Genomic DNA, 11427 nt, shown 5'->3' with positions numbered 1-11427 from the left:
GCTCGGCGTGAGGCGCTGGCCGTGTGGGTGAACCACTACAACTACCATCGGCCTCATACCTCCTGCGGGGACGCCCCTCCGGCCTCGTTGGCCCCGGCCCGAGTCAACAACGTCATGACCTCTTACACCTAGGCGAGCTGCTGGAGCTCGCCCGTGTCCTGGGCGTGCCGTTCGCGACGTTGGTAGCCGGCATCGATGCTGCAGATGAACAGCTGGCCGAGGCATGAACGGCTATTCACTTCAGCTGGCCTACACCCCAGAGGCGGCGCGAGAAGTCACAGACCAGATCAAGACCGGCCTGGAGTCCGTGTACCACCTGATCCGGTCCGCGTATCGGGGGCGGGCTTGGGAAGTTCTGGGGTACCGGAGCTGGGACGAGTACGTGACTCGGGAGTTCGGCAACTTGCATCTTCGGCCGCCGCTGGAAAAGCGACAGGACATCGTGCTGTCCCTCCGTGAGGTGGGGATGAGTACTCGGGCGATCGCATCCGCGACACAGATCAGTGAGGCCACGGTGCGGCGGGAGCTTAAGCACGCAGGTGCGTCAAAAGACGCACCTGAAGCGTCCCGGGTGCGATGCCGCTTCCTTTCGAGTTCGAGAGGATGTTGTTCATGCCGAAGAAGTTCGATCCCGAGGTGAAGGACCGCGCGGTGCGGATGGTCCTGGACCGTGTCGAGGAAGCCGGGTCAGTCACGAAGGCCGTGGCTCTGGTGTCGCCGAAGGTCGACGTGGGGCGCGAGACCTTGCGCCGCTGGGTCTGTCAGCACCGCGTCGACGCCGGCCTCAAGGACGGGCCGACCAGCGATGACCTGGCCGAGCTCAAGCGCCTGCGCGGCGAGGTCAAGCGATTGCGGGAGGACAACGAGATCCTGCGCAAGGCCTCGATTTTCTTCGCGGGGGAGCTCGACCCCCGCAACCGATGATCATGGGATTCATCGATCAGATGCGCGCCAAGGGGCATGCGGTCGAGTCGATCTGCAGGGTGCTCCGTCAGGAGGGCTGTCAGATCGCCGCACGCACCTACCGGGCGTGGCGCCGCCGCAGCGCGTCGGCTCGTGACACGTCCGACGCGGTCCTGCTCAACGTCCTGCACGACCTTGTCGGCACCCCGGAAGGGCTGCTGTACGGGCGTCGGAAGATGACCGCGTGGCTGCGTCGAGAAGGTCACCAGGTCGGCGCCGGTCGTGTGGACCGGCTCATGCGGGTTGCGGGGATGAACGGTGTGCGTCGAGGCAGGCCAGTGCGCACCACCGTCCCGGCCAAGGACGGCTGCCGTGCCGGTGACCTGCTCAATCGAGACTTCACCGCGGCCGCGCCGAACACGAAGTGGGTCGCGGACTTCACCTATGTGCGCACGTGGGCGGGCTTCGTATACGTCGCGTTCGTGCTGGACTGCTACTCGCAGAGAATCCTCGCCTGGCATGCCGCGACGGCCAAGACGACCCCGCTGGTCCTGACCCCGCTGCGGATCGCGTTGTGGGACCGTGACCGGCACGGGCACCCTGTGCAGCCCGGCGAGCTGATCGCGCACAGCGATGCCGGGTCGCAGTACACGAGCCTTCGCTTCGCCGAGCACCTGGCCGCCGAGGGCATCGCCGCGTCCATCGGGACCGTCGCCGATGCGTATGACAACGCGCTCATGGAATGCGTCATCGGCTTGTACAAGACCGAGTGCATCACCACCACGATCTTCCACAACGGCCCGTACAAGACCATCGCCGACGTCGAGTACGCCACCGCCGGATGGGTCGAGTGGTACAACAATCGAAGGCTCCACTCGTCCCTGGCTATGACCACCCCGGCCGAGTACGAGACTGCCTACTACGCCGCCCTCAACCGAGAGCTGGCACCCACATAGGAGCGGCACGAAACCCGGGACGCTTCACTGTGTCGCTGGTCAGGTCGACGCAGACGAGCTTGGGCCCGCCGTAGGTCGTGGGCTTGAATAGCGGGCTTCCGGTGTCCAGGATCCACAGCCGATCGGCAGGGTCCACCACCACGCTCTGCACCGAGACCAGGGTGTTCGCCATGTCGTCGGAATCGGTGCGATTGATGGCCTCGTTCGGGTAGGCCACCGCCTCGCCGTCGCGAATTTCGGCCACCGTGAAGGCGACGTCATCGCCCCACTTCGGGTAATTGACGAAGATCCGCCCCCGGTGCGAGACCGTGACGCCGGTGAGCATGGCGCCGTGGAAATGGGCCACCTCCTCCAGCTCGCCCACCGGCTGCTCCGCGGGCAGTCCTTCCGATCGATTCTCCATCACATCGCTCCTGTCAGTCGGGCTCGTGCTCGGAACGGTACACCGGGTTCTCGGCCGCCGGGGCGGGAGCCTTCGGGCAGGACCAGTTCTGCCCGGCAGTCCCAGTGGGTTGCGGTGTGCGGTGCCCAGGACCCCGGTGCATGGAGAGCCCCCGTCCAAGTCACATAAGGGGAGTGGTGCGCCGGTCAGCTGGTCCGGGCCACGGCGCTGAGCAGGGTGACCGCGACCGCGTCGATCTCGTGCGCTTCCACGCCGCCGACCTGGTTGAGCACCCGCAGCCGCGCCAGGGCGCTGTCTCCGATCGCCAGGACACCGTCTGATGAGACCAGCCCGACGTTGAAGTGTTCGGCCCACTCATCCCAGACGCCGCGGCTTTCGCACGCGAAAGCAACGAGTCGCGGGTCGTCGTGGGCATGTCGGAAGATCCGCGACTCGCCTCCGGACTGACCCGTCCCGGGCAGACCAGCCTCGTGCAAACGCACCGGCACGCCCTGCTCCCGCAGCGCGTACGCCGTCGACAGACCAACGATCCCACCCCCGATCACTGCTACCTCGGGTGAACGCGTCGTGGCAACGCCGTCGTCAGTTCCTGTCATCGCGGTTCCTCGATCTGTTGGTGATGAGCGATACGCCGCAGGAGAAGGGCCGCTGCCACGACGTCAGCGGGCTGTGTAAGCCCGCAGTCACCGCGCACAGCGTCCCCCTCCTCTCTGGGCTAGGGCGTGTCTGACAATGAGTCCAGGGGTCGGCTGACACCCTGGAAGGCATGTCCCGTTTCCAGATGCTCTCCTATGCCCAATGGGAACTGATCGCCCCGACCCTTCCGACCCGGTGGGCTGACCCCGTTTCGTAGGTCCAGTCGTTATGAGAGTCGTCCTGTTGCCCGCGGTCGCGGGCAGGGAGACTGGTCAGATCATGACGAACAGCAGGAAGCGTCACACCCCCGAGCAGGTCGTCCGTAAGCTCGGGCAGGCCGACAGAATGCTCGCCGATGGTCAGGACGTCGCGGCGGTGTGCCGGGAGCTCGGGGTGTCCGAGCAGACGTACTACCGGTGGCGGAACCAGTACGGCGGCCTCAAGGCCGAGGACGCAAAGCGCCTGAAGGAGCTGGAGAAGCAGAACGCGACCCTGAAGCGTCTGCTCGCGGAAGCGGAGCTGGAGAAGGCCGCGCTCAAGGAGCTGGCTGAGGGAAACTTCTAAGCCCGGACAGGCGCCGCGCCGCCGTCGATCACCTCAAGCGCAAGTTGCGGGTGAGCGAACGGATGGCGTGCCGTCTGGTCGGGCTGAGCCGCTCCGCGTACCGGCGACCGCTCAAGGGCGACACGGTCGCGGACCCGGATCGGGCGCTCAGGGAGTGGCTGCGCGCCTGGGCGAAGGACCATCCCCGCTACGGGTATCGGCGGGCGTATCACGACGCCCGCGCCGAGGGGTGGGTGGTGAACCACAAGAAGATCCAACGCCTGTGGCGTGACGAAGGGCTCCGGGTCCCGCAGCGGCGTCGACGCAAGCGCGTCGGGTCCTCGACCGTCGACGCGCCGACGGCGGACGCGCCGAACGTGGTGTGGGCGGTGGACTTCCAGTTCGACGCCGACGAGCACGGACGACCGATCAAGATCTGCTCGATCGTCGACGAACACACCCGGGAGTGCATCGGCGGGCTCGTGGAGCGCTCGATTGCCGCCGACCGACTCACCGCCCACCTCGAGGACCTCGTCGCCGCCCGGGGCGCCCCGGCGGTGCTCAGGTCGGACAACGGGCCGGAGTTCATCAGCGAGGCGATGGCCGACTGGGCCGGCACCCGCACCGGCCTGTCCTACATCCCTCCGGGCTCGCCGTGGCGCAACGGGTACGTCGAGTCGTTCAACAGCCGGATCCGCGACGAGTGCCTCAACATCAACAGCTTCTACTCGCTGCTGCACGCACAGGTCATCATCGGCGACTGGAAGGACGAGTACAACCACCACCGCCGGCACTCCTCGCTCGGCTACCTAACCCCAGCCGAGTACGCTCGGCAGTGCACCCATCAAATGGAAACCGACGACTCACAGAACGTCCGGACCGAATGAAGGGGGCGGCTCACCGGACCGGTCGGCAGGGCCGGCCGTTCGCCGATGCCCGCATGATGGTGGAGGCAATCATCTACCGGTACCGGTGCGGGATTCCCTGGAGGGACCTACCCGAGGTCTACGGGCCCTGGCAGACCGTGTGGACCTGGCAACGCCGGATGGCGGCCGAGGGCACCTGGGACACGGTGCTGGCAAAGCTGACCGCCGCCGCTGACACACAGGGCTTGGTGGACTGGTCGGTCTCGGTGGACTCCACGATCGCCCGCGCTCACCAGCACGCCACGAACACCACCCGGCACACAGGGGGCTGGATCGAGTTACAAGAATCTGCGTGAGGAGCCGGCCGATTCAGACGGATCGGGCGCTCCCGTGGTGGGTTGAGCACCAAGATCCATCAGCTCGTGGACGGGGCCGGGATGCCGCTGGTCAGCCTGATCACCCCAGGCCAGGCAGGAGACTCCCCGATGCTGCTGCCGTTGCTGGGGCAGCTGCGTGTGGCACGGCCGGTGGGGCGGCCCCGGACCCGCCCCGAGGCGGTGCAGGGTGACAAGGCGTACTCCTCCCGGGCGATCCGCGCCCATCTGCGTGCCCGCCGGACCAAGGCGGTCATCCCCGAGCCGGCCGACCAGCAGGGCCACCGCAGACGCCGCGGTGCCCGCGGCGGGCGCCCCATCGCCTCGACGCGGACGCCTGCAGGGGCCGCAATGTCATCGAGCGCCAGTACGCGCACCTGAATCAATGGCGGGGCCTGGCGACCCGGTACGACAAGTACGCGACCGTCTACCGGGCTGCCGTGGTGCCGAACGCGGTGCTTGCGTGGTCGAAGCTATTGTCAGACACGCCCTAGGCGTCTTCATCCTGATCAGCGGCGGAGCCTTCGGCCTCTGAGCACACCCGTCACCGACCACTCAGGGCCCTCGTCCCCGTCCCATCGGCCCGGTCACTCCTCAGTAACCGGTCCGGTGGGGCGGGGTTTCTGGTTCTAGACGGGGGTGGTGAAGGTGCCGGCGAGGCTCTGCAGCTGGTACATCCACAGCATCCAGAGCCCGGAGACCATCAGAATCCCGACCCCCACCAGCAGGGATCCGCCGATGATGTTGAATACCCGGATGTTGCGGCGGACGTAGGACAGGGCGTTGGTGACCCAGCTGATCCCCGCCGCGGCCAGCAGGAATGGGATGCCCAGTCCCAGGCAGTAGAGGAAGCCCAGCAGGGCCCCGCGCCAGGGATCGCCGGTGGTGGTGCTCAATGCCAGCACGGCGCCGAGTGTCGGGCCGATGCAGGGAGTCCAGCCCAGCCCAAAGACGACCCCGAGCACCGGGGCCCCGGCCAGGCCCGTCCGGGGGGCCAGGGTGGGTTTGATCGTGCGCTGGAAAAAGGGCAACTTGCCAACCATGGCCAGGCCCATAACGATCACCAGGACGCCCAGGACGCGGATCATCGGGTCCTGCCAGCGCACCAGCCAGTGACCGATCGTGCCGAAGGCGGCCCCGTAGAGGGTGAAGACCGCGGCGAAGCCCAGGATGAACAGCCCGACCCCGGTCAGCACCCGGCGGCGGTTGTCCGGATGTGTGGGGTTGGCCAGCCCGGAGACGTAACCGAGGTAGCCGGGCACCAGCGGCAGGATGCACGGGGACAGAAACGAGACGATCCCTGCGATCATCGCCAGCGGTGCGGCAATGAGCAGAGCCCCGGAGTTGACGGTCTCGGCGAAGTAGTTCCCGATGCTCACACCGAGCCCCTTCTCCTGCCGTCCGACAATGGGATGGGCAGGAGCCGGGATGGTTCGGTCAGCGGGACATCAGAGTGGGGCACGGTTGCGCGGACCTCCTGGGATCGGGCCATGGTGCCGGCCGCTTGCCGGGCGGCACCCCGACAAGGGTACACGTTATGCTGTACCGTTCTAGGCATGAGCACCACGACCCTCACTCATGTCTCGGCGTTGTCCCGACTGGGCCATGCCCTCTCTGATGACACCCGGACCCGGATCCTGCTGGCCCTGCGTGATGGGCCGGCCCGCCCGTCGGCGCTGGCCGGGGAGCTGGGGGTGTCCAAGCAGGTGATGTCCAACCAGTTGGCCTGCCTGCGCGGCTGCGGGCTGGTGACCACTACCGCCGAGGGCCGCAACGTCTGGTACGCCCTGGCCGACCCCCGGCTGGGCCAGACCCTTGGGGAGCTGCTGGAGTTGACGCTGACCATCGACCCGGATTGCTGCTCCGCTGCGGGATGCACCTGCGCATGAGCACCCTCACGCTGAGCTCCAAGCCCCTCACGGACGACCGCCGTGCGGTCCTGCACCGCCGGATCCGCTGGATCGTGGCCGGAACCATCACCTACAACGTGATCGAGGCGGCCATCGCCCTGGCCGCCGGCACCGTGGCCTCGTCCTCCGCGTTGATCGGCTTCGGCTTGGACTCCATCGTGGAGGTCCTCTCCGCCGCCGCGGTGGCCTGGCAGTTCGCCACCCCGGACCCGCACCGCCGGGAGAAGGTGGCGCTGCGCCTGATCGCCTTCTCCTTCTTCGGCTTGGCCGCCTTCATCACCGTCGACGCCGTGCGCACCCTGTTCGGGGCCGGGCAACCGGAGCATTCCACGGTGGGGATCGTGCTGGCCGCCGTGAGCTTGGCCATCATGCCGTTCCTGTCCTGGTTCGAGCGGCGCACTGGCCGCGAACTCGGGTCCGCCTCCGCGGTGGCCGACTCCAAACAGACCCTGATCTGCACCTACCTCTCGGCGGTCCTGCTGGTGGGCCTGGTCCTCAACAGCACCCTGGGCTGGACCTGGGCCGACCCAGTCGCGGCCCTGGTGATCGCCGCCGTCGCCCTCAAGGAAGGGGTGGAGGCCTGGCGCGGGGATGCCTGCTGCACCCCCGCCTCCGCGCTGATCGCCGGGGACCAGAACGAGAAGGACGGCGATGGCTGCGGGGCGGATTGCGCCTGCTGTGCGCATTGAGCGTGCCTTCAGTATCGCCGGACAGGATGGTGACGTTAAGCTGATGATTCATCGAGTGGAAGAGACCCCGGTATGAGCGGACACGATCATTCCCATGCTCTTCCGGCGGCGGGCCGGCGGGGCCGGCTGGCCGTGGTCTTCTCCATCACCGCGACGATCATGGTCGCCGAGGTCATCGGCGCGCTGGCTTCGGGCAGTCTGGCCCTGCTGGCCGACGCCGGGCACATGTTTACTGACTCAGCCGGGTTGCTGATCGCCCTGACCGCCACGACCCTGGCGCTGCGCCCGGCCACGGACAAGCGCACCTGGGGGTACAAGCGCGCCGAGATCATCGCCGCGGCCGCGCAGGCCGCGGTGCTGCTGGCCGTGGGCGGCTTCGTAGCCGTGGAGGGCGTACGCCGGCTCATCGAACCCCCCGAGGTCGAATCCACCGCGATGCTCTGGTTCGGGGTGATCGGTTTGGCTGGCAACCTCATCGGTCTGGCGATCCTGGCCTCTTCCCGAGGTGAGAACCTGAACATGAAGGCCGCGTTCCTGGAGGTACTCAACGACGCCCTGGGATCGGTCGCAGTGATCGTTTCGGCGATCGTGATCGCCACCACCGGCTGGAATCGCGCCGATGCGGTGGTGTCCCTGTTGATCGCCGCACTGATCGTGCCCAGAGCCCTGATCCTGCTTCGCGACACCATCGACGTACTCATGGAGACCACCCCCAAGGGCTTGGACCTGGAGGCGGTCCGCATCCGGCTATCGGAGCTGCCGCACGTGCTGGAGGTCCATGACCTGCACGCTTCACGCATCGACTCCGACACCCCCGTGCTCTCCGCGCACGTCACCGTGCACAACGGCTGCCTGACCGCCGCGCACCTGGGCACTGTGCTGACCGACCTGCAACGGTGCGTGGCCCAGGATTTCCAAGTACCCATCGAACACTCCACCTTCCAAATCGAACCGGCCACCCACCCCCACACTGAGACCCTCCACCCCTGACCCACCCCTGCATCCCAGCCCCAGCTCATTCCCGCCCCGACGGCACGGTGCCGTCGCCACCGACCGAAACGGATCCCTTCGTGAGCACACCGACCCGCAATCCGACCCCCTCTGATCCGTCAACACCGGGCACCACATCCCGCAAGGCCAAGACCATCGTCTGGGTCGTACTGGCCGCTGTGGTGCTGGCCGGGCTGATCGTCGGAGTGGTGGCCGCCAGCGGCCCCCGCGACGCCGCCCCCCAGGGCTCCGGGCAAACTGCCTCCTCCGGGACCGGGCAGAGCGCCCCCTCGGAGGCCACGCCGGTGATGCGCCCAGACAGCCGGGTACTGTCCAAGGCCCCGAACGAGCAGGCCGTGCTGGTGGAGTTCCTGGACTTCGAGTGCGAGGGCTGCAAGGCCGCCTACCCGGTCGTGGAAGAACTGCGCGCCGAGTACGCCGACACGGTGACCTTTGTGCACCGCTACTTCCCGCTGCCCGGACATCCCAACTCGATGACCGCCGCCGTAGCCGTGGAAGCCGCCGGCCAGCAGGGACAGTACGAGGCGATGTATCAGCAGATGTTCGACACCCAGGAGCAGTGGAGCCATACCACTGAGGACCGGAGCCCGGTGTTCCGCGGTTACGCCGAGGATCTCGGCCTGGACATGGCCGCCTACGATGCCGCGGTGGCTGACCCGGCCACCCGCGACCGCATCGAGGCCGACGTGGCCGACGGGACCGCGCTGGGCGTGCAGGGCACCCCGACCTTCTTCCTGGACGGACAGATGCTCACTCTGAACACCCTCGAGCAGTTCCGCGCCGAGGTCGACGCCGCCGCCACGACGGACTGACCGGGCCCATGAGTGTCCCCGACACCGACACCAATTCACCCGTGACGATCCCCACGACCACCACCGACCGCCCTGCCGGTACCGGGCAGGCCTCCGACGTAGCGGGGATACCGACTGTCGCCCGGCACCGTCCGTTCGGCCTGGTGCTGTTGATCACCGGGGTGGTCGGCTGGGTGGCCTCGGCGATCCTGGTGCTCGAACGCCTGGAGCTGTACGAGGATGCCGGGTACATCACCAGCTGTGACATCAACCCCTGGGTGTCTTGCGGGAAGGTGATGGGGACCTGGCAGTCCGAGCTGTTCGGCTTCCCCAACCCGTTGATCGGCATCGTGGCGTTCGCCGTGGTCATCACCACCGCCATGGTGACCCTCTCCGGGGCGAGCCCCGGGCGCTGGTACTGGGCCGGCCTGCAGGCCGGGGTCACCGCCGGCACGGTGTTCACCATCTGGCTGTGGTCCCAGGCGTTGTTCGAGATCCACATCCTGTGCCTGTACTGCATGATCGTGTGGGCGGCGATGATCCCGCTGTTCATCCTGCTCACCGTGCGCAACCTCGCCCACGGCGTGATCCCCGCGCACGCCGCGGTGGTGCGGTTCTCCGCCGGCTGGGCCGGAACCCTGGTGGCCATCGCCTATGTGGCCGTGGCCGCCTCGGTGTTCTGGACCTTCTTCCCGGCCCTCACCGGTTACTGACACACCAGCCGCACTACGGCCCGCCCACGCGCCCGCAACGAGGAGAAACCACACCATGGCCGAGACCGACGTGCTAGTGATCGGCGCCCGCCAAGCAGGGCTGGCGCTCGGGCACTACCTGAGGCGTGAGGAGCCGAGCTGTCGGCAAAGCCGGACACAGGTTGGGAAACCGAGAAGGGCAGGCAGTAGGTTCCTTGTCCAACAGGCCCTCTACCGCCACGTCGCGACAACCGGGCAGCTCCGTGAGGATGGAGGCAAGGTCCTCGCCCGGAAAGGAAGTACATGATCGGCTGGCTGGAGCGGTGGCAGATTCCCTTGTACCTGGTTGCCCTGGGAGCCGGTGCCGCTTGCGGAAGCGGCATAACCGAACCGACACCGTGTCCACGATCAAGGGCCAAGGCCCCACTCCTACTCCGGCCTCACCTGACCCCGCTCCGGCACCACCACCGCGGACGAAGTCGCCGACGTTTGATCGCCTCGATGAAGGGAAATTCGCTATGCCGCCGATCGACCAGTGGGTCACGTTCGAACCCCTCACCGGCTCACCCGTCGGCATCGCCGCTCTGCTGTTCGCGGCACTGTATCTGCGAGGAGCGATCTGGATGTGGCGAAACAGGCGCCGTTGGGCGATCGCCCGCACAGCATCGTTCCTGATCGGGTGCGCCCTGATCTTCGCTATCACGATGTTCGGTGTGAACCGTCTCGCGACGGAATCCATCACAGCGCTGGTGTTCCAGCAGATCACCCTGCTGACCGTCGTTCCGCCGCTCCTCATCGCAGGGTCACCCGGGCTGCTGCTCCTGCGCAGCACACCGCACACCGGCCTCGGGCGTCTCGTGCTCCGTGCCGCGCACGGGGGACTGCGCTCACGATTCTGGAGCGCCGCACTGCACCCTGTGGTCGCCATCGTCATTGCGATACTGCTGTACCCGGTCCTCTACCTGACCGACGCGATCAGCGTCATCATGCGCATCCCCTTCGGCCAGGACGCCTTGCTCTTCGTCATCCTCGTCCTCGGCATCGTCTCGGCAACACCGCTATGGTCCTCCGATCCGCTACCGCGCCAACCCTCCTTCGCCGCACGATTCGTCGATATCGCCGTCGAGATCCAGATCCACGCCATTTTCGGCCTGATCCTGCTCCGTACCGCCACACCGCTGTTCAGCGCATACGCCACCCCCACAGGCAGCCATGACCCCGTCATCGACCAGGCGATCGCCGGCACGCTGGTATGGACCTACGCGGAGCTGCCGATGTTCGTAGTGCTCATCGTCTGCCTGTCCCGCTGGCGAGCCCGCGACGTGCGCACCTCGAGACAGCGACAGAAAGCCGAGGACGCCGAACTCGACTCTTACAACGAGTACCTCGCCAGCCTCTCCCGAAGACGGAACGAGAGCCAGGGCATGTCTGACAATCGTTTGGACCACGCGAGCACAGCGTTCAACACCACGGCGGCCCGGTAGACGATCGCGTACTTGTCGTACCGGGTCGCCAGGCCCCGCCATTGCTTCAGGTGCGCGTACTGGCGCTCGATCACGTTCCGGCCCTTGTAAGCCTGCGAGTCCAGGCCCACGGGACGGCCACCGGCCGAGCCGCGGCGCCTGCGGTGGCCCTGCTGATCCGCCGGCTCGG

At 67.3% G+C, this 11427-nt stretch carries 14 protein-coding genes, 1 pseudogene and 1 other annotated feature; of the genes and pseudogenes, 11 read left to right on the top strand and 4 right to left on the bottom strand.

Going from position 1 to position 11427, the window contains the following annotated elements:
* The 3 genes from FLM69_RS10000 to FLM69_RS09990 form a co-directional block, all read left to right on the top strand.
* Positions 1–132 (top strand): integrase core domain-containing protein (locus tag FLM69_RS10000; protein WP_141843713.1); only part of this gene is annotated, 132 nt, incomplete at its 5' end.
* A 91-nt stretch (positions 133–223) separates the two neighbouring features.
* The gene (locus FLM69_RS09995; protein WP_255502813.1) at positions 224–640 is read left to right on the top strand and encodes a helix-turn-helix domain-containing protein; all 417 of its coding nucleotides are present in this window, start codon (positions 224–226) and stop codon (positions 638–640) included.
* Positions 613–1859, top strand: a protein-coding gene (locus FLM69_RS09990) for an IS3 family transposase (protein ID WP_141844078.1) whose coding sequence is annotated in 2 segments (ribosomal slippage) — positions 613–886 and positions 886–1859 — 1248 coding nt in all. Because the reading frame shifts where the segments join, the coding sequence is not laid out codon by codon here. Before FLM69_RS09995 ends, FLM69_RS09990 begins: the two co-directional genes overlap by 28 nt.
* Positions 882–1016 (top strand) — a sequence feature (AL1L pseudoknot). Its footprint overlaps the gene before it by 135 nt.
* On the opposite strand, the gene FLM69_RS09985 is transcribed toward FLM69_RS09990, so the two are convergent.
* Together FLM69_RS09985 and FLM69_RS09980 are read right to left on the bottom strand one after the other, a co-directional pair.
* Positions 1834–2262, bottom strand: coding sequence for a major royal jelly family protein (locus FLM69_RS09985; RefSeq protein ID WP_255502811.1), 429 nt, complete (start codon positions 2260–2262; stop codon positions 1834–1836). The two genes, FLM69_RS09990 and FLM69_RS09985, sit on opposite strands and share 26 nt — an antisense overlap.
* Positions 2263–2447: 185 nt before the next feature.
* Positions 2448–2858, bottom strand: a complete 411-nt coding sequence (locus FLM69_RS09980) for an FAD-dependent oxidoreductase (protein ID WP_255502809.1) — start codon at positions 2856–2858, stop codon at positions 2448–2450.
* 319 nt (positions 2859–3177) lie between these two features.
* On the opposite strand from FLM69_RS09980, the gene FLM69_RS09970 reads away from it, so the two are divergent.
* A protein-coding gene (locus tag FLM69_RS09970) for an IS3 family transposase (protein WP_141844080.1) occupies positions 3178–4328 on the top strand; the annotation gives its coding sequence in 2 pieces (ribosomal slippage) (positions 3178–3448 and positions 3448–4328; 1152 coding nt in all).
* Positions 4329–4342: 14 nt separating this feature from the next.
* Positions 4343–5175: pseudogene (locus FLM69_RS09965) on the top strand (IS5 family transposase); the annotation flags it as partial.
* A 135-nt stretch (positions 5176–5310) separates the two neighbouring features.
* Here FLM69_RS09965 and FLM69_RS09960 read toward each other — a convergent pair.
* Positions 5311–6060, bottom strand: coding sequence for a cytochrome c biogenesis CcdA family protein (locus FLM69_RS09960; protein WP_036384828.1), 750 nt, complete (start codon positions 6058–6060; stop codon positions 5311–5313).
* A gap of 177 nt (positions 6061–6237) precedes the next feature.
* On the opposite strand from FLM69_RS09960, the gene FLM69_RS09955 reads away from it, so the two are divergent.
* The 6 genes from FLM69_RS09955 to FLM69_RS09930 all read left to right on the top strand — a co-directional run bounded on the left by FLM69_RS09955 (position 6238) and on the right by FLM69_RS09930 (position 11258).
* Entirely contained in the window at positions 6238–6570 is a 333-nt protein-coding gene (locus FLM69_RS09955) for a helix-turn-helix transcriptional regulator (protein ID WP_020628509.1), read from the top strand.
* Positions 6567–7280 carry a cation diffusion facilitator family transporter gene (locus FLM69_RS09950; protein WP_036317504.1) on the top strand — a complete coding sequence of 238 codons (714 nt, stop codon included), beginning with the start codon at positions 6567–6569 and terminating at the stop codon, positions 7278–7280. Before FLM69_RS09955 ends, FLM69_RS09950 begins: the two co-directional genes overlap by 4 nt.
* 72 nt (positions 7281–7352) lie before the next feature.
* Entirely contained in the window at positions 7353–8270 is a 918-nt protein-coding gene (locus FLM69_RS09945) for a cation diffusion facilitator family transporter (RefSeq protein WP_036317488.1), read from the top strand.
* Positions 8271–8350: 80 nt separating this feature from the next.
* A complete protein-coding gene (locus FLM69_RS09940; RefSeq protein ID WP_036317487.1) occupies positions 8351–9103 on the top strand; it encodes a thioredoxin domain-containing protein in 753 nt (250 codons plus the stop codon).
* A gap of 8 nt (positions 9104–9111) precedes the next feature.
* The gene (locus tag FLM69_RS09935; RefSeq protein WP_080695921.1) at positions 9112–9795 is read left to right on the top strand and encodes a vitamin K epoxide reductase family protein; all 684 of its coding nucleotides are present in this window, start codon (positions 9112–9114) and stop codon (positions 9793–9795) included.
* A 497-nt stretch (positions 9796–10292) separates the two neighbouring features.
* Positions 10293–11258: a cytochrome c oxidase assembly protein gene (locus FLM69_RS09930; RefSeq protein WP_141844077.1), complete on the top strand. Its 966-nt coding sequence runs from the start codon at positions 10293–10295 to the stop codon at positions 11256–11258.
* Here FLM69_RS09930 and FLM69_RS09925 read toward each other — a convergent pair.
* Positions 11147–11427: transposase (locus tag FLM69_RS09925; RefSeq protein ID WP_141844075.1), on the bottom strand; the 281-nt coding region annotated here is incomplete at its 5' end. The genes FLM69_RS09930 and FLM69_RS09925 overlap by 112 nt on opposite strands.

The sequence above is a fragment of the Micrococcus sp. R8502A1 genome, from assembly GCF_006704135.1.
Taxonomy (GTDB): Bacteria; Actinomycetota; Actinomycetes; order Actinomycetales; family Micrococcaceae; genus Micrococcus; species Micrococcus luteus.
This window is presented reverse-complemented; position numbering and strand designations above follow the sequence as displayed.